The organism is Lysinibacillus sp. EB106-09-02-XG168 (assembly GCF_058791475.1).
This window is the reverse complement of the sequence record NZ_JBYTDN010000003.1, coordinates 1,547,044-1,566,593: the sequence shown is the minus strand read 5'-3', so window position 1 is coordinate 1,566,593 and position 19,550 is coordinate 1,547,044. Positions and strand designations below refer to the sequence as shown.

The following is a 19,550-nucleotide window of genomic DNA, read 5'->3' as shown; positions in this document are numbered from 1 at the left end:
TACATCTTATATTTGAAGTCTATCATCACTGGCACAAAGATGTAGGAAGGTATCGTTAACGCAATATTTTAATTTGGACAACTTTTTAAATTTTATTATGTTCGTAGGCAAATCTATGATACGCCTTTTCTTTAATATTTTTTTTGCATAATAAAAAGTGTACATCACCTTTTTATGCCTCGGCATAATTGCGTCCGAAGGCTTTATTAGTAATGTACACTTTCAAATTTGATGAATTCAATCATCTTATAAAAAAATAGTCTTTAAAGTTTCAAAGAAGTAGCCACTTTTATCACACTACATCACTGTTGCTTCTGGCTCATACGATATCATTTCTTTAATTGTATTACCCTCGCCCATAATAGCTACTGTTGGCTTATGATCTTTTGCCTCTTCGTTATCTACATACACGTAAGAAATAATAATTACAATATCTCCACATTGTACTAGGCGTGCTGCAGCTCCGTTCACACAAATAACGCCTGATCCACGTTCCCCTGCAATAATATACGTTTCAAAGCGTGCGCCATTATTGTTATTAACGATATGCACCTTTTCGTTTGGTAGCATTCCTACTGCATCTAAAATATCCTCATCAATCGTAATAGAACCGACATAGTTTAAATCTGCTTGTGTCACTGTAGCTCGGTGGATTTTACTGTTCATCATCATTCGTAACATTTTACAATCCTTCTTTCACATTAAAGATACAATTATCAATTAAACGAGTTTTACCAATATAAACGGCTGCCGCTAAAAGCACTTGCTCCGTTTCAGCAAATGCGGGTGTTAAATCTGGATACGCTAACAGTTCAATATAGTCAATTTCGCCATGTGTACGTGCTGTAATGTGTACCTTCGCTTTAGCAAGCGCACTCGCTGCATCACCATTCGCTAAAAAGCTATTACGAGCAAGCTGTAGCGCTTCATTAATGGCGGGTGCCTCTAGACGCTCCGCTTCACTTAAATACACATTACGAGAGGATTTCGCTAAACCGTCCTCCTCACGTACAATGGGTACAACTCGCATTTCCAAAGGGAAATTAAAATCACGTACCATCGTCGCAATAATTGCCACCTGCTGTGCATCTTTTTGTCCGAAATAAGCTCGTGTCGGCTGTGCTAAGTGAAATAATTTCGCTACGACCTGTAAAACGCCATCAAAATGTCCTGGACGGCTCGCCCCACAAAGAATGGTTGCCTGTTCACCCGCATGTATACGAATACCTCCATCATGAGGATACATTTCTTCCACACTCGGTGCGAAAACAATATCTACACCGACAGACTCTGCTAAAGCAGTATCGCTTGGCAAATCACGCGGATAACTTTCAAAGTCTTCGTCTGGTCCAAATTGAGTTGGGTTGACAAATATACTCATCACGACTAAATCATTTTCGTCGCGAGCGGTTTTTGCAAGCGTTAAATGGCCCTCATGTAAATAGCCCATCGTTGGAACGAGTCCAATTGTTTTTTGAGCTTGTTTAGCTGCTTGAATTTCTATAGTTAGCGCTTGGATTGTAGTGACGACTTTCATTACTTTACGCCCCCGTATAACTGGTCCAATGTGTCTTCTTTCATCGTAAAGAAATGCTTCGGTGCAGGGAATGTACCCGCCTTTACAGCTTCTACGTAACTAGCAATTCCACGGCTTGCTTCTTGGCCCATATTCGAAAACTGTTCCACAAATTTTGGTACATGATGTGAACCATAGCTTAACATGTCATGATAAACTAAAACTTGTCCATCAGCTTGTACACCAGCTCCAATGCCAATCGTTGGAATAATAAGATTAGCAGATACTATCTCTGTTAGCTGATGGGGAATACATTCTAAGACGACAGCACACGCTCCTGCCTCTTGACATTTTTTTGCATCTTCAATGAGTTTCGTTGCTTGTTCAGCTGTTTTACCTTGAACCTTGTATCCACCAAGCACGCCTGCTGATTGAGGTAGTAAACCTAAATGAGCAACCACTGGAATGCCAGCTGACGTTAATTTACGAATTGCTGGTAGAACATCGTCTGCTCCCTCTAACTTTAGTGCATCTGCTCTTGTTTCTTGCATCATAGATACTGCCGTTTTCAACGTCTCGTGTACATCACCGTGATACGAACCAAATGGCATATCAACAACAACAAACGTATCCTTTGCCCCGCGGCGCACTGCTTTTGCATGATGGACCATGTCTGCTACTGTTACTGGCATTGTAGAATCATAGCCTAGTACTACCATACCTAGTGAATCTCCCACTAGAATCATATCGACGTCTGCTTCTTCGGCAAATTTTGCAGCAGGATAATCATATGCAGTTAGCATAACGATTTTCTCACCTGCTGCCTTCATCTTTAAAAAATCTGAAGTTGTTTTCATCATGTAGTCCTCCTTTTTTTAAGGAAAGAAAACAGAAAAACCCTTCTGTTCTTTAAATAGACAGAAGGGTAGTGTTTCGTTCGTTATCAAAAATCACCTCTAATTTTTGAATAGAGGCTATAACTTAATAAAAGAATCGTAATCAAATCTCATTATGAGAGTTGCCCATTCCATTGAATTAAGTTACATTTTTGAACGCTTGTTTTCTTCCGTCCCTGTCATTAAAAGATCAAGGCAGATATTTATTATCAATTATGCCCCGGCATAATTGCGTCCGGAATCGGCTTTGTGCTTGCACAAAGAACTCCTTTCCGATTCCGTGACATCCGCCGGAGGCTTTACCTTCTTTCAGCGGGTGTTTTTGAACACCTGCTGAAAGAAGGTAAATTGTTCTAACATTTTGAAGGTGCCGTTCACAAAAAGATACTGCCCTTCGCACATACTATAACAGATTCCCCTAGTAATCTTCAAATATTATTTTCTAATAATTACGATCAATCAATAGTACCAAAATCAAACCATTCGTTTCTGAAAGTTTGATTTTCGATAAACTTCAAATACCGTAAATAGGAACAGGGCAAATAAAAATGTGAATAAACCAGATGATACATTTGTAACCGGTACAAAGACATCCCAAAATGAATTAATTAAAGCGTGGAAAATAATACAGAGAAAAATACTTTTAGTGGATAGGTAAATGATTGTTAATAAAAAGGATAGCGCTAAAGCTGTTAAAGAAAACCATAGGAAGTTCATGTTCATTTGGTTTGATCCAAGAACAAACCATAATGGCAAATGCCAGACTGCCCAAATAATACCCACAATAATTGTACTCGTGAAGGGAGACCATCTTTTTTGTAATGTCGGCTGTAAAAAACCACGCCAGCCAATCTCTTCCAATCCTCCCCCGATAATCATGATCGGGAATTCAAGTAAGACCAGATACATTGGATTCTCCATAGTTGCTCCGCCCCATAGAGTTGGTAAAAAACAAGCTACAAATGCTAAGCCAATTGCAAATATGTACCAAGATACAGGATGCTTAGGATTTTTCACATTATGGATAAATGATTTGAACTCTTCTTTAGTTGAATATTTCTTTTTCAACCAAATCTCACAAATTGCCGGAGTAATTCCGCCGAGAATAAATAAAAGCATTGATGTTGCATTTCCAAACTTCAGACAATTTAGTTGCGTTAATAAGGCTAAGCTACCCCATATTATCCAAGACGTTGCAAAGGTATAAAATAGAAATCTTCTTACCTCTATTGCCAACTTTAATCCTCCCCTTCTTTTGTACCCAATAGTGATAATACGGATTTGCAAAGTGTATTCATCAAACGAATCTCATCCAACTGCACTTGATCACTCGAGAACACCCCATAACATTTTTGCAAGACAACGTCCCTCACAATGCCATCAATAGACGTCATTACAAAAGTTGATAGATCCTCTATCGAAATCTCAAGCTGAAAACATCCTGAAGAAATACCCTTATGGATTGAGTTAAAAATTTGTTGCATCAAATATTGTCCACTTTCATTCTCAACAATGTTCGATAATATTTTGTTTTTTCTATCTAAATTATTTGCACATAAAATGGTAAGCTCAAATTGAATTTTTCCAACTGTTGAAAAGTTTTCTTTCATGTACTCTCCAAGAAATGCGAATAATTCGATAATTGTTTGTGTAGGAGAATCACTCAAACTTATTATTTCATCGATAATATGTTTATAGTCTGCATTTGCATTTACTTGATTAATAACATCGACAAGTATTTCATCCAAGTCTGAATAGTAACGATAAATGCCACCTTGACTTACACCTGATGCTTTAATAATATCTCTCATCGTAATATCATAAAGCGGCTTAACTTTACATACTGCAATGGCTGCTTTTAAAATACTGTTTTTCTTTTCTAGTACATATTTATGGCTTACCTTTGGCATTATTTCTACCTCCAAGTATTTAAAATGACACTGTTGTCATTTTTATCGTAGTTAATATTCCTTTTATTGTCAATCTAAAAATGACACTACTATCATTTTTATTTTCGTTAAACTTTTAAATAAAATTTGACAATTAAAAATATATGTAATATACTTCCACCATACTATACGACGTATAATATAAAACATTGTATAGGTAAAACAATTGTGAGGTGAGAAAAGATGACTTTTCAGCTTGGCTCAGCTTTACTTGACGCTTGTGTACTTGCCATCGTCGATAAAGAGGATGCATACGGCTACTCGTTAACACATCAAATACAATCTGTAATGGATATATCCGAATCTACGCTGTACCCAGTATTACGTCGTTTACAAAAAGCAGATTGCTTAACTACCTACGATCAGTCCTACCAAGGGAGGAATAGACGCTATTACCAAATTACTGAACAAGGTCGGATACGATTACTGGAGCTATTAAAAGAATGGCAAAAGTATAAAGAGATGGTTGATTGTGTACTTATAGGAGGGAAATATGATGAATAGAGCTAGCTTTCTGAAAAAGCTACGGGGGAAATTACAACGTCTTCCAGCGCATGAGATTGATATTGCGCTTGCCTATTATGAGGAATATTTCGATGAAGCAGGAGAAGAAAACGAACAGAAGGTCATTCAACAGTTAGGTTCTCCTTCTCATGTTGCATCACAAATAATGGCGGATTATGCATTAAAAGATTTAGAAACAACTTCAACTTCAACTAAGAAAAATATGTCTGCGATTTGGATTATCATTCTAGCAATATTATCTGCCCCACTTTCATTACCATTACTAGCAGTTGCTATAGCACTTATTTTTTCATTTGGAGCAGTTATATTCAGCATTATCATTGCGATTATTGCAACTGTATTAAGTATCTTTTTTGGTGGAATCATTGCACTTATTTCAGGCTTTTTCATTTTAACTCAGCACTGGCCGACAGCGATTCTCTTTATGGGGGTTGGCTTTATTGTAACTGGTCTCGGTATCCTACTATTCCCAATCGTTGCTCGTTTGATTAAAACAATCGTTGTTGTTTGTGTCGAAGCATTAGGTAAACTATTCCATAAAATAACGAAGAAGCGGAAGGAGGGATACTAATGACGTCTCGACATACCCATATCGCCATTACTATGATTGCTTTCGGTATACTACTAGCTCTCGTCGGTTATTTCTCTGGTGGAAAATGGAGTCTTGTGTTAACTGATGAAGGAATCCAATTACCAGAGAACAATACATTAGTAAGCAATTCCTATAAACTAGATGATTTCACTAACATCAATGTTATCAATCACTATGGAGATGTTGAAATTGTTGCTAGTGATCGTTTTGCATTAGAAACAAATGTTATTAAAGATGATGATGTGACGTACAGTGTTAAAGATCATACATTAACTGTTGAAACAAAGAGTAAGAAAAAAAGTGGTTTTCAATTCGGATTTTTTGGTAGCTTCAGAACTCCTTCCATCAAAATCTATGTTCCTTCAGATGTAAAATTGAAAACCGTCGCCCTTAATAGTAATTTCGGGGATACAACCATTCGCGGTCTAAACTATCAGGAGTTAACACTAATTGAAGATTTCGGGGACATACTATTTAAAGACACTATTGGTGATACAACCGAGATTACACAATCTTTTGGTGATATAAAGCTACAACAATTTTCAAGTAATGGCTTCGTTGTAGAAAGTGAACATGGCGATATTAACATTGATGGTACATTAAATGGTCAATCCACTATTACGTCTAACTTTGGAGATACTACGCTTCACTTACAAAATAAAAAAGGTGAGCTTGGCTATGAATTACAAACTGACTTCGGGGATCTTACAGTTGATAAGAAGGAACAAAACAGCAAAGTATCACAATCTTATCAAGGTGATAACCAGTTAAAAGCAACTGTTTCTCATGGTGACTTACAGTTAAAGTTGAAATAAAGTTGGCTACAAGATTCATCTTTTTAGGTCTTAGAGTGAGTTCCTCTTTTCAGCGGGTGTCCAAATACCCGCTGAAAAGTAGTTTAAATCCGCATTCATCTCACCACCTATAGAGGTAAGAGACTTCTGTAACTGCCGAAAACACTTGTAGCTGGCGTTTCACTTTCGCTACGAAAACACTTGTAGCTGACGTTTCACTTTCGCTACGAAAACATTTGCTGAAAGAAGTTAAAATGAAATTGAAAGAGGAGGGTTCATGATATGACGCAAACCATCATTCCTAGAGCTGCTGTGGCGGGACAGCTTCTGGCGTTATCTTCATGGCATTTTTTGGTACTCTGTGGGCAGGAATTGGAATTAGAGGATTGCAGGGCTGGGGATTTCTCTGGCTGTTGATCTTATGCTTGTTTGTTGGTGTTGTACTGCTTGTTGGAGGAATCGTATTGATAATGAAATCAAAAAGATTATCAAACGAGACGATGGGAGAGGATTCCCATCGTTGGAAACGAAAAAATATGTGGTTCTGTATTATTTTCGGTTTAGAAGGCGTTTTGATAGCCACTGCCGCCGTAATTTGTCAATTTACCAATCACTTAGATTTGTTTGTTCCTGTTATGGCTCTCATTGTTGGTGCTCATTTCTTTCCCCTAGCGCACCTTTTCCAGGTCAATCTCTATTATATTTCAGGTTCACTTCTTTGCCTGCAATCGGCCATCACACTGTTTACTTTACCTGTAAGAGTTACCTGGGGAAATCACCAAATTATGGTGTGGTGGACATCTGTGGGTTTTAGCTCAGCTCTGATATTATGGGGGACCGGGGTAGTAGTTTGGATAACCAGCCATAGGCTACTGAACAGGGCTGGGAATAATGGATCCAAAGAAGCTTAGAGCAAAGGCTAGGACATAATTCCTCTCTCCTAAATGCAGCACGACATCCATCAATATTTCCTTCCTTGACCATTTTGTTTTTCTATCCTAGAAGGTAGAATTATACCCTTGTGATAATGCCTTTTTAGTAAGAATTTTATATGATTACCCCTAGTATTAGTAATAGATTCCCATTAATTGTATAATAGTCATACTACTATGTAGTGCTACATTTTTTGTAAGTTAAGAAGGAATCAAAAGTGAACCGGGTCAGAAACGTCCGTAATCATTTGAAATAAAGTGCGACTTTCGAGGTGATCAATATGAAAATTAGAAAAGCAAACATTCAAGACGCTCAAAGTATTGGAAAAGTACATGTTGACAGTTGGCGAACAACTTATAAAGGCATCTTGCCAGATGATTTTTTGAATAGATTATCTTACGAGCAGCGAACAGAGCTATGGAAGAATAATATTTCAGATGCTACGAATTATGTATTGGTGGCTGAAAATGAACAAGGAGAAATAATCGGCTTTGCAACTAGTAGTACACGAAAGAGAAATTCAGTAGTAAATTCAACTGATTTGACTTCTATATATCTTTTAGAACAATATCATGGAAAGGGCATCGGAAAACAACTACTCAAAGAAATATTCACCTATTGTAATCAAAAAGGATACGAAAAAGTATTTGTCGAAGTATTAGCAGAAAATAAAACACGTTATTTCTATGAATATTGTGGTGCACAATATGTAAATAACGTCGAAGTAAAAATTGGCGGAAAAATAGTAGAAGAACTTATTTATGTATGGAATGATATTGATAAGTTAATAGAAAAAATAAAATAAGCGTTTTTTATTGGGGGCATGTAATGAAAACTATAGCGGGAACGATCTCTTTATCGGTCTCTTTTACATTATTCATTTACTTGTTCGGGCTAAAAATGGAGCATTCAGTTAAATATGACTCTGAGTTGTTTTTTCTTCCAATAATTTTACTAATACATTCTCTGATCTTCTTTAGACAAGACTACAAACGAGAAAAAAATATATAGAGCTAAATGTATTTCGAAAAATATGAAAGAACGTATACTTTCAGATTCGAAAATATACGTTCTTGCTAGATAAGTGAATGCACATTGTAGTTTATGTTCCTATAAAATTTTTATATCTCCAGCATAAATTGTCCGAATTGTGCCATTATCCTCTGTTAGCTGTAGTACACCTTCATCCGTTATCCCACTGGCAATACCTTCAAAGCGCCCACGTAAAGTCGTTACTTCAATACGTTGTCCAATCGTACATGACATTTGTTCCCATAGCTTTTTAATGCTTGCAAAACCTTCCTTCACGTATAATTCCGTGAATTGTTCTAAGTATTGTAAAATTGATGCGACAAGGGCAGCACGATTAATTTCTTCACCCACTTCTAAACGTAAAGATGTAGCAATATCCGCGATTTCTGGTGAGAAATCTGAGGCTACTTGATTCGCATTAATACCTATGCCTACTAGCAATGCTTGTACACGGTCTGCCTCTGCTTGCATTTCTGTTAATATACCTGTACATTTTTTACCTTTAATAAGCAAATCATTTGGCCATTTAATGGCTGGCTCAATATGTTTATATAATGTTTTAATAGCCATCGTAACCGCAACTGCTACGACAAGTGTATACGATGAAGCTTGTTGAGGAGTGACATCTGGTCTCACAATAACAGTCATCCAAATACCTGTGCCATTTGCAGATTCCCATGGACGCGCCATACGACCACGACCTGCAGTTTGCTCCTCACCGATTATAATCGTGCCATGTGGAGCGCCTTCTTGTGCAAGCTTGTGGGCGATTGTTTGTGTTGAATCTACAATATCAAAATAATGAATTTCACGTCCAAAGCGTTCCGTATTTAAAAATAGTTCAATTTGTGTTGGACTTAAGCTATTTGGTACACCCGTCAGTACGTAGCCCTTTTTCTTTACCGTTTCAAACGTATAGCCTTCCTCCTGTAGCGACTGCATATGTTTCCATACAGCAGTACGTGATACTCCAAAGGAATCTGCTAGCTCCTGACCCGAAACTGCTTCCCCATTAGCAGCTAATATTCTTTTTAAAATTTCATCCTTCATAGAAATACTCATGCTAATCAATCCTTTAGTAAACTCTTATTTGCTTGCAAAATATTGATTCAATTTGTATTTATCATACTGTAAATTATGACAATTGACCATAATCTACATAAGATATCTTTCTATTCGCTGTTTTCATCTATATTGTTTCGAATCTTTTCTCTCTTAATAGGTCCTTTATGTGTAAAAGTCCATTCAATGATATGGTCACTTATTCTGTCATATACATTATCGTCAAGATATGGCTCATCAAAATTTAATAACGTATCAATATCCATTTTTATTTCAAGCAAAACATGATGGTCAAAAACCTCTTCGTCATTTAGAATTTTCCATAAATAATGACAAAATAGCTCAAACCCTTCATCCCGAAGTCTTTCAATTAACCGTATTAGTTCACCTTCAACTGTATCTGCCTACCCGCTCTTCGGAACGTAATTTTTCAAATATATTTTGCTTCTTCAAAGTATTTCATAATTACCTCCATTTTGCTAAGTAGTCAGCTTTGTTACTAAGGTCGACTGAAAGAAGTTAAAAAGGAACCGTCTCATTCTTTTAATGACGGTTCCTTGTAAGCCAGAAATGATAAAAATCAACGTTTATCATTCTTTTTTGAAATAATCATGTTCTATCCAATTCTTTATGTGCTGTCGGTCATTTTGAAGTTCGCCATTGACAACTGCTTCAAGCATTGCCTGCAACGCTTCCTTTACCCATGGTCCACCTTTTATTCCAGACCATTTTAATAAATCCGTCCCGTTTACAATAAGCTCTTGCTTGTGTCTAATAGGAAGCTTTGTCTGTATTTCTTGGATACTTTGCTGTGGCATTTGAACGTCAAGCTGTCTCAGCTCCGCAAAATAACAAGCTGCCTCGAGTTCCTGTTGTGTATGCGAAAAGTAATCCATATTCGTCCAGCCATTTTTCAAAGCCTTAAAAGCTGCTAACACAGCTTTTACAAATGCCATCTCTTTATTCGATAAACGATAGTCACCTAGCACTTCTCGCCAATGATCACCCTGTAACATTGAAAAATATGCCCAGCCTAATAGCTTGTCCTGCGTGGTAAAATTACACCAGTCATCTGCTTGAAAAGTACCACTTAAATGATTCACTAAGCTACTTTCCTCAAGCTTTCTAATACCATTAAAAACATCTTTCCCTACCCATAGCTTATCGAGCTCTGCCTTTATACGCTCCTTTGCAATCCAAGAAATAGTATTAGCCTTGTCCTGCATTGCTTGCAAGGTTTCTGATTCAATTAGAAAACCTAGTTGTGCTGAAAAACGTACGGCTCGCAGCATTCGTAATGCATCTTCCGAAAAGCGTTTCTGCGCGTCACCTACTGCTCGAATGACACCAGCCTCAATATCTTGGCGCCCCCCGTAAAAATCAACAAATGAGCCATCACGACGCATCGCTATGGCATTCATCGTAAAGTCTCGGCGCAGTAGATCATCTTTTAGCGAACGTACAAATTGCACTTCCTCTGGTCTACGGTGATCCGTATATTCCCCATCTGTGCGATATGTCGTTACCTCCACCGATCCAGCTGGCACGATAACAAGTACCGTCCCATGCTGAATTCCTATATCAACCGTGTGATTAAAGACAGATTTTACTTCGTCTGGCATGGCATTTGTTGCAACATCTACATCATGAGCAGGGCGACCGATTATGGCATCTCGTACCGCACCACCGACTATTACTGCTTCAAAGCCCGCGTTTTCTAGTTGTTCAATAACTGAATAGGCCGCTTGCCATTCTTTATTGTTTTGCATGATTTCTTTCAGCAACCTTTTCATACAATTTTTCATATTGTTCTACAATTTTTGATGAATGGAATTTTTCATCAACAGCACAAATGGCTGCCTCACGGAAACGTTGTAATTTCTCTTCATCACTCAAGAGGTTCACAGCATATTCTGCCACTGCGTCTGTATCTCCTAATTCCACTATAAAACCGTCTACACCGTGTTCAATGACTTCTGGAATACCGCCTACAGCTGATCCAATACAAGGTACACCACAAGCCATTGCTTCAAGTAAGACTAACCCGAATGATTCTTGCTGTGATAGTAATAATTTAAGGTCACTGATTGCATACAATTCAGCTAAATTTTCTTGTTTACCTAAAAATAGAACATCCTTCATGTAAGGACTTTCCTTTACTTGATCCATTACACGATGCTTTTCAGGGCCATCTCCTACAAGCAACAGCTTTGCCTTCATATTTGCGCGAATCTTCATAAATGCGTCTATTATATGAGGAAGATTCTTAATTTTACGGAAGTTAGATACGTGAATAATAACTTTTTCGTCTTCTTCAATTCCAAATTGTTCCTTTAGGTTTCCTGAATTGCGCGGGAAGTATTCACGTTCATCAACAAAGTTGTAAATCGTATTAATCGGCTTTACTGTATCGATAAGCTCATAGGTTTGTTGCTTTAATGCTTCTGACACTGTCGTTACGATATCAGATTTGTCAATACCATACTTAATTGCCTGTGAAAGAGTGGAATCCTGCCCAAGTACCGAAATATCTGTACCATGTAGCGTTGTGACAATCCCAATGTCACGACCACTCATTTCACGAGCTAAGACAGCACAGACCGCATGTGGTATTGCATAATGCACATGAAGCACATCTAGCTCTTCATCCTTAATCACGTCCGCCATTTTACTCGCTAATGCTATATCATATGGCGAATATTGAAATACTGAATAATTATTAACTTCTACTTCATGGAAAAAGACGGTTGGATAAATTTTGTTCAATCGAAATGGTACGCTTGAGGTGATGAAATGAATCTCGTGTCCTCTCTCTGCAAGCATTTTTCCTAATTCTGTTGCAATAACACCAGAGCCTCCAACAGTTGGATAACAGGTAATGCCAATTTTTAGCTTTTTCATTCGATTATCATCCTTTCTAAATCACGTCTTTTTTAATCTCGTCTTTCTTGAATCAGTCTCCAATCCACAAAGCCTTCCTGTAGGCCTTTTAGTAATATTTCTGCAGTTCCCATATTTGTGGCCAGTGGCACTTGGTATACATCACAAAGTCGGATCAGTGCAGAAACATCTGGCTCATGTGGTTGTGCTGTTAAAGGATCACGGAAAAAAATGACCATGTCCATATCATTATTGGCAATCATTGCGCCAATTTGTTGATCACCACCGAGTGGTCCAGAACGGAAACGTGATACCTCTAAGCCTGTAGCTTCAATAACTCGCTGTCCTGTTGTCCCTGTAGCAAACAACGTATGCTCATTTAAAATATTACGGTAAGCAATAGCAAACTGTACTAAATTATCTTTTTTGCGATCATGTGCAATTAATGCGATTTTCATAAAGCTTCCATCCCAATCTTTAGATGATGTTTTCTAAACCATATACAAGTTGATCCATTTTCATGACTTCTTCTACGCAAAATGCTACACCAGACATAAAAGAATTACGGTTTAATGAATCATGACGAATTGTTAAAAGCTGTCCGTCTCCACCAAATAACACTTGTTGGTGTGCCACTAAACCTGGTAAACGAACAGAGTGAAGGCGCATGCCGTCCAATTCTGCCCCTCTTGCACCCTCAAGTGTTTCTTTTTCCTCTGGATGTCCTTGCATTTTTTGTGCTCGCACCTCTTGAATCAATTGTGCTGTTTTAACAGCTGTTCCAGATGGTGCATCTAACTTTTGATCGTGATGCATTTCAATAATTTCAACATCAGGTAAATATTTCGCCGCTTCCTTAGCAAACTTCATCATAAGGATTGCCCCTATCGCAAAGTTCGGAGCAATAATGCAGCCAAGCTCTTTTTCTTTAGCCATTGCTGATAATTCCACTAGTTGTTCATCTGTAAAGCCCGTTGTACCAATTACAGGGCGTACATTTAAATGCAAGGCTTCTTTAGTATGTTTATATACTGCATGCGGGTTTGTTAAATCAACTAATACATCTGGTGCAGTTGCCTCTACAAGCTCTGACATGTCTGTAAAGATTGGAGCAGTATAACTTGTTGGAAACATCTCCAAATCAGCTAGTGTTTTTCCTACTTCCTTATAATCTAGTACAGCTACTAATTCCATTTTGTCATGCTTCATGACCGTATGTACAGCCTCAGCCCCCATCTTCCCCCTAGGTCCTGCAATAGCTACACGAATTGACATTATTCTTCATCCTTTCTAGTCCAGCGATCTTTATCCCTTGTTTCAAATTTATGTATAACGCGTAAAAGTGCTTCATCTAATTTAATGCCTTGTGCATTTGCAAAGCAAACTAAAACAAAGAAAAAGTCACCTAATTCTTCTTCAATGCTGTTAGCATCCTCTGAACTCTTTTTCTTCTTTTGCCCGTAAACGTCCTGTACCTCGCGAGACAATTCACCAAGTTCCTCAGTTAGACGAGCCAATAACTCAAATGGTGGGAAATAACCTTCCTTAAATTGTCCTATATAATCATCCACACGCTGCTGTAAAGCTTGCATCGATACTTGTTCAGTCATTTAAAATCACACTCCTACTTACCATCGTATAAAATTTACACCATTGTTGTCAAAAACAATAAAATGTCAGATAATAGATAGCACAACTTCAATTGTTTAAGACTACAGGAGGTCATATGCTAAAACAGATCAAAGTCATCAATATCATCGCAATAATGCTCGGAGCTGCCATTTTTAGCTTCGGCTTCGTCCACTTCAACATGCAAAATCAGCTTGGTGAAGGTGGCCTAAGCGGGATTACACTCATACTTTATTTTACACTAGGCTGGGACCCCGCCTTCATGAATTTACTATTAAACATTCCTATGTTTATTATTGGTTATCGTTTACTTGGGAAAAAATCATTTATTTATACGCTCGTTGGCACTTTATCTGTTTCAGTTTTCCTTAAAGTTTTCCAAAAGTATCAATTTACCATTCATTTAGAGGATGATTTACTACTTGTTGCACTTTTTGCTGGGGTTTTTGTTGGACTAGGACTCGGGATTGTCTTTCGCTTCGGTGGTACAACTGGCGGTGTAGATATTTTAGCTCGCCTTGGGCATAAATATTTTGGCTGGAGTATGGGTAAAACGATGTTCATCTTTGACGCAATTGTCATTACACTGTCATGGATAACGTTTTTAGATGCACGCTCTATGATGTATACCCTTGTCGCGGTATTTGTTGGCGCGCGCGTCATTGATTTTGTTCAAGAAGGAGCATATGCAGCACGTGGAGCACTTATTATTTCTGAAAAATCTAGCTCCATTGCTGAAATGATTGCATTACGAATGGAACGCGGCATTACTATTCTTGAAGGCCATGGCCATTTTACGAAGCAACAAAAAGAAGTTATTTATTGTGTCATTGGTCGCAATGAAGTTGTACGTTTAAAATCTATTGTTTATGACGTCGATCCTCACGCTTTCGTATCAATAATAGAAGTACGAGATGTGGCAGGAGAAGGCTTCACGCTCGACGACCAAAAACAACCACTCCATTAAAATGAACAATTTGCCTGCTCTCTCGAATAAAAACATTCGTTGAGGTAGGCTTTTTTTTACATATTACAGTTTGACGGATTAAAAAACTTGCTATAGTGAAATACCACTACAACAAGTTCTTTAATTAGTCGTCACTTCGCATATTTGTAAAGATTAATACTAAACGTAATAATTCTAATACAGCTACTGCTGCTGCGGCAACATATGTTAATGCTGCAGCGCTTAACACTTTACGCGCTGGACGCTCTTCTTCATTTGTAATAATACCTAGGGAATTCATTTGTACTAACGCACGCTTTGATGCATCAAACTCTACTGGCAATGTTACTAATTGGAAAACCACACCTGCTGCCAATAATACGATACCTAAAAGTAACATATTTGTACTACTTGCAAAAATACCAATCATAACAAATATCCAAGACATATTTGATGAAATATTTGCAACCGGCACTAGCTTACTACGTAATGTTAGCATTGAATAAGCTTCTTTATGCTGGATGGCATGGCCAACTTCGTGGGCAGCAACTGCAGCTCCAGCAATGCTTGCTTCGTAGAAGTTACTTTCCGATAAAGCAACCGTTTTTGTCGCCGGATTATAATGATCAGATAACACACCTTGTGTTGGAACAACTCGTACATCATATAAGCCGTTTGCATCTAAAATCGTACGCGCTATCTCTGCACCGGTTTGTCCCTTCATTGTACGTTCTTTTGCAAACTTATTATACGTGCCCTTTACTTTCATCTGTGCGTAAAGCGGCAGTAGCATTATTATTGCAAAATAAACAATATACATGGTTGTTGACAATTTTCTAACCCCTTTCTATCTCGATACTATAATTCTATAATCAATTACCTAATTCGGCAAATATTTGCGCCACCTAATTGAGAAAATCGCTAAAAAAATGCATGCGACCGATAACCAAAAAGTAAAATAGCCAATATAGCTTGTGTAATCAGCTAAATCACGGTACATCGGCATTTGGCCAAATACATAATCAATCACATCATTATGCAATGTCCATACGGCTGCTACGGCAATATGCCAATATGAAAAAACATATTTACCAATGTATAGTACTGCTTGGAAGGCCATCATAAAATGCGAGCCTACAAGCATCCAGCCTTGCCAATCAATAGATCCAGTTTCAATCAACGTCCAAATATTCATCACATCAGCCCAAATTCCATACTTTACTAATGTTATTAGTGCTAGTACTTCCATTAGAGGCCACTTTTTCCCCATAATCCAAGCTAACAATACAAAGCAAAAGAATAAGCTGGCTGTCGGACTATCCGGAACAAAAATATAAAAAATTGGTTCCGTTATAGCAAGCTGCCACCCGTACCAATAATAACCGTAAATAGTTCCTAATAGATTGATAATAAGTAAAAGTATTAAAAATGACTTATGTGTAAGGAGATACCAGACGTTTGCACGTGTAATTTGCATAATTAAAACTCCTTTTTCTTCTGTCTTTACTAAGATGCCTTTTTTATCTGTTATTATGTATTAAATAGTCTTTAATTTGCCACGTTCTTTCAATGCTGAATATGAGCAGTATTTTTTACTTATAACCATAATGTAGGGTTGGATTCCGTTCCGACTGGGCACTTTCCTGGGGGCGTCCAGTCGGAACGGAATTCAACTTATATAGCATAGGTTTTAACCAATGTCATCCTTACCTTTGTTGATAAGCTTTTTTCTAACATTCCTCTTAAACATAGACTGCATCAAATATTGTGGTATTGCCCACTGTGAAAGCACAACATAAATTGTAGTGACTTCCCCGCATTTTCAACAACTTACAGCTTTGCCTCCTCGGTTTGTTCACACATACAGCCTTGAATTACTAGTTTTCCACAGGAGTGAATGGGCACTTGTCTCGACCTTAAATAGTATGTAAATCCTAACAAATATTATTTTATCAATAATATTTGTACGGGAACTTTTTTGAAGCTGTAACAGTCACATTATTAGACTAGAAAAAAAGAGCCAGTTTCCTGACTCTTTTAAAATAAAGCTTATTCCTTAGCCTTTAAGCTCGCAATAAATTCAGCTAATTGCTTCGCTTCTTCATCTGTACCAGCGAATGCACCTTTTGGCATATTGCCACGACCATTGTGCATAATCTCTTCTACTTCTTCAGCTGTTAGTTTATTACCAACTAACGCTGGAGCAGCTGGACCACCTTTTAAGTCAGCAGCATGACAACCGATACAAGTTTTAGCTTGTTCACCAGTGTCGCCGTTCCAAATTGCAAACCCTGGTAGAGATTCATCAATCTCAACCTCAACCTCTTCTACAATTGCACCCATAGCTTTTTGAGCTTCCCAGTCATGGTTAACAACTGACTCCCAAGTTAAGTAGAACATAGCAGCCAATGTCAATAACATAAACGCTGTTGGTAATGGGCGTTTAGATGGACGACGTTCTGGACCTTTATCTAAAAATGGCATTAATAATAGCGCTCCAAATGCAAGACCTGGAATTACAAGTGCTCCAATAACATTATATGGACCTGAAGCATATGAGTATTTTAATAATTGATACATGAATAAGAAGTACCAGTCCGGTAATGGCGTGTATGCTCTTGTTGGATCAGCTGGTCCTTCAAGTGGTGATGGATGTGCAACTGTTAATATTAAATAAGCTATTAAAAAAACAGCACCAACCATCCATTCTTTTAGTAAGAAGTTCGGCCAGAAAGCTTCCGTCTTACCTGGATATTCGGAATAATCCTTTGGAACGTTCGGCATTTTATGATTCGCTTTAATACGAGAATCACCAACAAATTTCATTCCTTTTCCGCGATGCATTATGTCCCCTCCTTTAAAAAATCATCGAACCGTCAAGAACTATTACAACGGCCCTGAAATTCCTTGACGACGAATCATGATAAAGTGTGCTGCAAGTAACCCAAACAATACTGCAGGTAAGAAGAATACATGAATCGCAAAGAATCGTGTTAACGTTTGAGCACCTAGAATAGTTGAGTCACCAGCTAATAGGATTTTAATCCATTCACCGATAAACGGTACAGATGCAGCAATTTGGATACCTACTTTTGTAGCGAATAATGCTTTCATATCCCAAGGCAATAAATATCCTGTAAAGCCTAGACCCATCATTACACCGAAAATACCTACACCAACCATCCAGTTTAATTCACGAGGTTTCTTATAAGAACCTGTAAAGAATACACGAAGTGTATGTAAGAACATCATTACGATTACTAATGAAGCTCCCCAGTGGTGCATACCGCGTACGATTTCACCAAATGCTACTTCGTTTTGTAAATAATAAACTGATTTCCAAGCATTCACTACGTCTGGTACATAGTACATTGTTAAAAACATACCTGATAGAATTTGAATTACTGTGATGAAGAATGTTAATCCACCGAAACAGTAAACGAATGCTGAAAAATGATGTGCAGGGTTCACGTGCTCTGGCACTTCATGGTCGGCAATATCACGCCAAATAGGTGTAATATCTAAGCGTTCATCGACCCAATCATAAATTTTATTTAGCACTGTTTTGTACCCCCTTACTTATTTAACTAGAGTATTTGCTTTAGTTGGACCAAGCATTAAGTAACCATCTTTTTCTGATACTTCATATTCATCCAACGGACCTAAAGGTGGTGTTCCTGGTACGTTTTTACCGTTTTTCTCGTAACGTCCAGCATGACAAGCACAGAAGAATTGATCCGGGTGTGCTGTATCTTGTCCGAAGTTCACCATACATCCTAAGTGCTTACAAACAGGAGATAGTGCGACGATTTGATCGCCCTCCTTGTAAACCCATGCTACGTTTGTTACTTCTGACTTGTACCATGCATCAACTTGTTCAAATTTCAAATCAACTTTAACAGGTTCTTTAGTAATATCAGCGATTTTATGCTCTGTTTGTACAAAATCCCCACCGCCATGCTTTTGTAACACTGGGTCAATCGCAAAGCGAACCATCGGCATTAGCATACCTGCCGCCATAAAGCCACCTACACCAGTTAGTGTATAGCTTAGGAATTGACGACGTGAAACTCGATTATTACTCATTTTTTTCCCCCCTCTAACTTAAAGGTCAGTCCAACGGACATTCTTTTACAAATAGTAATACTAGGACATATCTATGATATATCAACTCCATAGCTTGGTCAATATAGCATTCTGTGGAAAGCTGGAGAATGTGAACATTTATTGAAACAAATTGTTAAACCTGTGCCCATTTGGTCGAAAGTACCGGAATAACTTGTCGCAATTGATCTTCAAGAATAGATTTTTTCACACCTTTATCCATACTTTCTAACGGAATCGCTGGTAGCCAAACAACATTTATTTCCTCTCCAATATTTGTCCAAAAATGGTCACAAGTAATGAAGAACACATGCTTAAATCCTGCATTATGTAATTGTGCCTCTAATTGCTTCGGCATAACTTCGTTTTTTAATGTTGCACTATACGAAAATGGTGGCATCAGTAAAAGACGACCTTTAAACTGTTGTTCGATAAAAGATGTAAGCGATAACAAAAAATCCGCCTCTGTGCCACTCTGTTTCATTTTTTCAGGAGATAAATCGACGGTTACGAGTGGAACAATTGCTGTATCGATAAATTCCTTCTGTGCCATAAACGATGTCACATCGCTTGCATTAAAATACATCTAACAAACCTCCTCATGTTACATATAACGTAATTGCGTTATGAAAATAAAAAAATGCCCTTCTCCACTCTTCAATAGGATATCCAATAAAAAGTGAAAACAATCA

Annotated in this window: 23 protein-coding genes; 6 read left to right on the top strand and 17 right to left on the bottom strand. The window is 37.8% G+C overall.

Annotated elements, in window-relative coordinates; genetic code table 11:
* Positions 1 to 297 precede the first annotated feature (297 nt).
* The 5 genes from panD to AC3WSO_RS08360 all read right to left on the bottom strand — a co-directional run bounded on the left by panD (position 298) and on the right by AC3WSO_RS08360 (position 4,322).
* Complete coding sequence (panD, locus tag AC3WSO_RS08380) at positions 298 to 681, bottom strand: aspartate 1-decarboxylase (protein WP_068982814.1); 384 nt, start codon at positions 679 to 681, stop codon at positions 298 to 300.
* 1 nt (position 682) lies between these two features.
* Complete coding sequence (gene panC / locus AC3WSO_RS08375; protein ID WP_492530184.1) at positions 683 to 1,537, bottom strand: pantoate--beta-alanine ligase; 855 nt, start codon at positions 1,535 to 1,537, stop codon at positions 683 to 685.
* Positions 1,537 to 2,373, bottom strand: coding sequence for a 3-methyl-2-oxobutanoate hydroxymethyltransferase (gene panB, locus AC3WSO_RS08370; protein ID WP_492534286.1), 837 nt, complete (start codon positions 2,371 to 2,373; stop codon positions 1,537 to 1,539). Before panB ends, panC begins: the two co-directional genes overlap by 1 nt.
* A gap of 513 nt (positions 2,374 to 2,886) precedes the next feature.
* Entirely contained in the window at positions 2,887 to 3,648 is a 762-nt protein-coding gene (locus AC3WSO_RS08365) for a CPBP family intramembrane glutamic endopeptidase (RefSeq protein ID WP_492530183.1), read from the bottom strand.
* 2 nt (positions 3,649 to 3,650) lie between these two features.
* Positions 3,651 to 4,322 (bottom strand): TetR/AcrR family transcriptional regulator, encoded by a 672-nt coding sequence (locus tag AC3WSO_RS08360; RefSeq protein ID WP_492530182.1) that lies wholly within the window; start codon positions 4,320 to 4,322, stop codon positions 3,651 to 3,653.
* A 222-nt stretch (positions 4,323 to 4,544) separates the two neighbouring features.
* Here AC3WSO_RS08360 and AC3WSO_RS08355 point away from each other — a divergent pair, with 222 nt between their 5' ends.
* The 5 genes from AC3WSO_RS08355 (at position 4,545) to AC3WSO_RS08335 (ending at position 8,010) form a co-directional block, all read left to right on the top strand.
* Positions 4,545 to 4,865: a PadR family transcriptional regulator gene (locus AC3WSO_RS08355; RefSeq protein ID WP_492530181.1), complete on the top strand. Its 321-nt coding sequence runs from the start codon at positions 4,545 to 4,547 to the stop codon at positions 4,863 to 4,865.
* The gene (locus AC3WSO_RS08350; RefSeq protein WP_492530180.1) at positions 4,858 to 5,457 is read left to right on the top strand and encodes a DUF1700 domain-containing protein; all 600 of its coding nucleotides are present in this window, start codon (positions 4,858 to 4,860) and stop codon (positions 5,455 to 5,457) included. The genes AC3WSO_RS08355 and AC3WSO_RS08350 overlap by 8 nt, the downstream gene beginning before the upstream one ends.
* On the top strand, positions 5,457 to 6,293 hold the full coding sequence (locus tag AC3WSO_RS08345) for a DUF4097 family beta strand repeat-containing protein (RefSeq protein WP_492530179.1): 837 nt from the start codon (positions 5,457 to 5,459) through the stop codon (positions 6,291 to 6,293). Before AC3WSO_RS08350 ends, AC3WSO_RS08345 begins: the two co-directional genes overlap by 1 nt.
* A gap of 320 nt (positions 6,294 to 6,613) precedes the next feature.
* A complete protein-coding gene (locus AC3WSO_RS08340) occupies positions 6,614 to 7,183 on the top strand; it encodes a DUF7010 family protein (RefSeq protein ID WP_492530178.1) in 570 nt (189 codons plus the stop codon).
* Between the two features lie 302 nt (positions 7,184 to 7,485).
* Positions 7,486 to 8,010: a GNAT family N-acetyltransferase gene (locus AC3WSO_RS08335; RefSeq protein WP_492530177.1), complete on the top strand. Its 525-nt coding sequence runs from the start codon at positions 7,486 to 7,488 to the stop codon at positions 8,008 to 8,010.
* Between the two features lie 305 nt (positions 8,011 to 8,315).
* Here the strand turns inward: AC3WSO_RS08335 and AC3WSO_RS08330 are convergent, their stop codons facing one another.
* The 6 genes from AC3WSO_RS08330 to AC3WSO_RS08305 all read right to left on the bottom strand — a co-directional run bounded on the left by AC3WSO_RS08330 (position 8,316) and on the right by AC3WSO_RS08305 (position 13,789).
* A complete protein-coding gene (locus AC3WSO_RS08330; protein ID WP_492530176.1) occupies positions 8,316 to 9,299 on the bottom strand; it encodes a biotin--[acetyl-CoA-carboxylase] ligase in 984 nt (327 codons plus the stop codon).
* 590 nt (positions 9,300 to 9,889) lie between these two features.
* Positions 9,890 to 11,068 (bottom strand): CCA tRNA nucleotidyltransferase, encoded by a 1,179-nt coding sequence (locus AC3WSO_RS08325; RefSeq protein WP_492530175.1) that lies wholly within the window; start codon positions 11,066 to 11,068, stop codon positions 9,890 to 9,892.
* Positions 11,055 to 12,200: an N-acetyl-alpha-D-glucosaminyl L-malate synthase BshA gene (gene bshA, locus AC3WSO_RS08320; RefSeq protein ID WP_492530174.1), complete on the bottom strand. Its 1,146-nt coding sequence runs from the start codon at positions 12,198 to 12,200 to the stop codon at positions 11,055 to 11,057. Before bshA ends, AC3WSO_RS08325 begins: the two co-directional genes overlap by 14 nt.
* A 32-nt stretch (positions 12,201 to 12,232) precedes the next feature.
* Positions 12,233 to 12,637 carry a methylglyoxal synthase gene (mgsA, locus tag AC3WSO_RS08315; protein ID WP_492530173.1) on the bottom strand — a complete coding sequence of 135 codons (405 nt, stop codon included), beginning with the start codon at positions 12,635 to 12,637 and terminating at the stop codon, positions 12,233 to 12,235.
* 19 nt (positions 12,638 to 12,656) lie between these two features.
* Positions 12,657 to 13,454 carry a 4-hydroxy-tetrahydrodipicolinate reductase gene (gene dapB / locus AC3WSO_RS08310; RefSeq protein ID WP_492530172.1) on the bottom strand — a complete coding sequence of 266 codons (798 nt, stop codon included), beginning with the start codon at positions 13,452 to 13,454 and terminating at the stop codon, positions 12,657 to 12,659.
* On the bottom strand, positions 13,454 to 13,789 hold the full coding sequence (locus tag AC3WSO_RS08305; protein WP_492530171.1) for a nucleotide pyrophosphohydrolase: 336 nt from the start codon (positions 13,787 to 13,789) through the stop codon (positions 13,454 to 13,456). Before AC3WSO_RS08305 ends, dapB begins: the two co-directional genes overlap by 1 nt.
* Positions 13,790 to 13,905: 116 nt before the next feature.
* Here AC3WSO_RS08305 and AC3WSO_RS08300 point away from each other — a divergent pair, with 116 nt between their 5' ends.
* A complete protein-coding gene (locus AC3WSO_RS08300) occupies positions 13,906 to 14,775 on the top strand; it encodes a YitT family protein (RefSeq protein ID WP_492530170.1) in 870 nt (289 codons plus the stop codon).
* A 124-nt stretch (positions 14,776 to 14,899) separates the two neighbouring features.
* Here the strand turns inward: AC3WSO_RS08300 and AC3WSO_RS08295 are convergent, their stop codons facing one another.
* The 6 genes from AC3WSO_RS08295 to AC3WSO_RS08270 all read right to left on the bottom strand — a co-directional run bounded on the left by AC3WSO_RS08295 (position 14,900) and on the right by AC3WSO_RS08270 (position 19,444).
* A complete protein-coding gene (locus tag AC3WSO_RS08295) occupies positions 14,900 to 15,574 on the bottom strand; it encodes a zinc metallopeptidase (RefSeq protein WP_349661213.1) in 675 nt (224 codons plus the stop codon).
* Between the two features lie 60 nt (positions 15,575 to 15,634).
* Positions 15,635 to 16,231, bottom strand: coding sequence for a lipoprotein heptaprenylglyceryl N-acetyltransferase LhaT (gene lhaT, locus AC3WSO_RS08290; RefSeq protein WP_476425183.1), 597 nt, complete (start codon positions 16,229 to 16,231; stop codon positions 15,635 to 15,637).
* Positions 16,232 to 16,803: 572 nt separating this feature from the next.
* Positions 16,804 to 17,598 carry a c-type cytochrome gene (locus AC3WSO_RS08285; RefSeq protein WP_492530169.1) on the bottom strand — a complete coding sequence of 265 codons (795 nt, stop codon included), beginning with the start codon at positions 17,596 to 17,598 and terminating at the stop codon, positions 16,804 to 16,806.
* Positions 17,599 to 17,640: 42 nt separating this feature from the next.
* A complete protein-coding gene (gene qcrB / locus AC3WSO_RS08280) occupies positions 17,641 to 18,315 on the bottom strand; it encodes a menaquinol-cytochrome c reductase cytochrome b subunit (RefSeq protein WP_492530168.1) in 675 nt (224 codons plus the stop codon).
* A gap of 18 nt (positions 18,316 to 18,333) precedes the next feature.
* Complete coding sequence (locus AC3WSO_RS08275; protein WP_492530167.1) at positions 18,334 to 18,840, bottom strand: Rieske (2Fe-2S) protein; 507 nt, start codon at positions 18,838 to 18,840, stop codon at positions 18,334 to 18,336.
* A 154-nt stretch (positions 18,841 to 18,994) separates the two neighbouring features.
* A complete protein-coding gene (locus tag AC3WSO_RS08270; RefSeq protein WP_492530166.1) occupies positions 18,995 to 19,444 on the bottom strand; it encodes a DUF2487 family protein in 450 nt (149 codons plus the stop codon).
* Positions 19,445 to 19,550: the final 106 nt, after the last annotated feature.

Excerpts from the sequence above, each read along its gene's own strand:
- panD (WP_068982814.1), bottom strand. The coding sequence starts at position 681 with ATGTTACGAATGATGATGAACAGTAAAATCCACCGAGCTACAGTGACA.
- panC (WP_492530184.1), bottom strand. The coding sequence starts at position 1,537 with ATGAAAGTCGTCACTACAATCCAAGCGCTAACTATAGAAATTCAAGCA.
- panB (WP_492534286.1), bottom strand. The coding sequence starts at position 2,373 with ATGAAAACAACTTCAGATTTTTTAAAGATGAAGGCAGCAGGTGAGAAA.
- AC3WSO_RS08360 (WP_492530182.1), bottom strand. The coding sequence starts at position 4,322 with ATGCCAAAGGTAAGCCATAAATATGTACTAGAAAAGAAAAACAGTATT.
- AC3WSO_RS08355 (WP_492530181.1), top strand. The coding sequence starts at position 4,545 with ATGACTTTTCAGCTTGGCTCAGCTTTACTTGACGCTTGTGTACTTGCC.
- AC3WSO_RS08350 (WP_492530180.1), top strand. The coding sequence starts at position 4,858 with ATGAATAGAGCTAGCTTTCTGAAAAAGCTACGGGGGAAATTACAACGT.
- AC3WSO_RS08345 (WP_492530179.1), top strand. The coding sequence starts at position 5,457 with ATGACGTCTCGACATACCCATATCGCCATTACTATGATTGCTTTCGGT.
- AC3WSO_RS08340 (WP_492530178.1), top strand. The coding sequence starts at position 6,614 with ATGGCATTTTTTGGTACTCTGTGGGCAGGAATTGGAATTAGAGGATTG.
- AC3WSO_RS08335 (WP_492530177.1), top strand. The coding sequence starts at position 7,486 with ATGAAAATTAGAAAAGCAAACATTCAAGACGCTCAAAGTATTGGAAAA.
- AC3WSO_RS08330 (WP_492530176.1), bottom strand. The coding sequence starts at position 9,299 with ATGAGTATTTCTATGAAGGATGAAATTTTAAAAAGAATATTAGCTGCT.
- AC3WSO_RS08325 (WP_492530175.1), bottom strand. The coding sequence starts at position 11,068 with ATGCAAAACAATAAAGAATGGCAAGCGGCCTATTCAGTTATTGAACAA.
- bshA (WP_492530174.1), bottom strand. The coding sequence starts at position 12,200 with ATGAAAAAGCTAAAAATTGGCATTACCTGTTATCCAACTGTTGGAGGC.
- mgsA (WP_492530173.1), bottom strand. The coding sequence starts at position 12,637 with ATGAAAATCGCATTAATTGCACATGATCGCAAAAAAGATAATTTAGTA.
- dapB (WP_492530172.1), bottom strand. The coding sequence starts at position 13,454 with ATGTCAATTCGTGTAGCTATTGCAGGACCTAGGGGGAAGATGGGGGCT.
- AC3WSO_RS08305 (WP_492530171.1), bottom strand. The coding sequence starts at position 13,789 with ATGACTGAACAAGTATCGATGCAAGCTTTACAGCAGCGTGTGGATGAT.
- AC3WSO_RS08300 (WP_492530170.1), top strand. The coding sequence starts at position 13,906 with ATGCTAAAACAGATCAAAGTCATCAATATCATCGCAATAATGCTCGGA.
- AC3WSO_RS08295 (WP_349661213.1), bottom strand. The coding sequence starts at position 15,574 with ATGTATATTGTTTATTTTGCAATAATAATGCTACTGCCGCTTTACGCA.
- lhaT (WP_476425183.1), bottom strand. The coding sequence starts at position 16,231 with ATGCAAATTACACGTGCAAACGTCTGGTATCTCCTTACACATAAGTCA.
- AC3WSO_RS08285 (WP_492530169.1), bottom strand. The coding sequence starts at position 17,598 with ATGCATCGCGGAAAAGGAATGAAATTTGTTGGTGATTCTCGTATTAAA.
- AC3WSO_RS08275 (WP_492530167.1), bottom strand. The coding sequence starts at position 18,840 with ATGAGTAATAATCGAGTTTCACGTCGTCAATTCCTAAGCTATACACTA.
- AC3WSO_RS08270 (WP_492530166.1), bottom strand. The coding sequence starts at position 19,444 with ATGTATTTTAATGCAAGCGATGTGACATCGTTTATGGCACAGAAGGAA.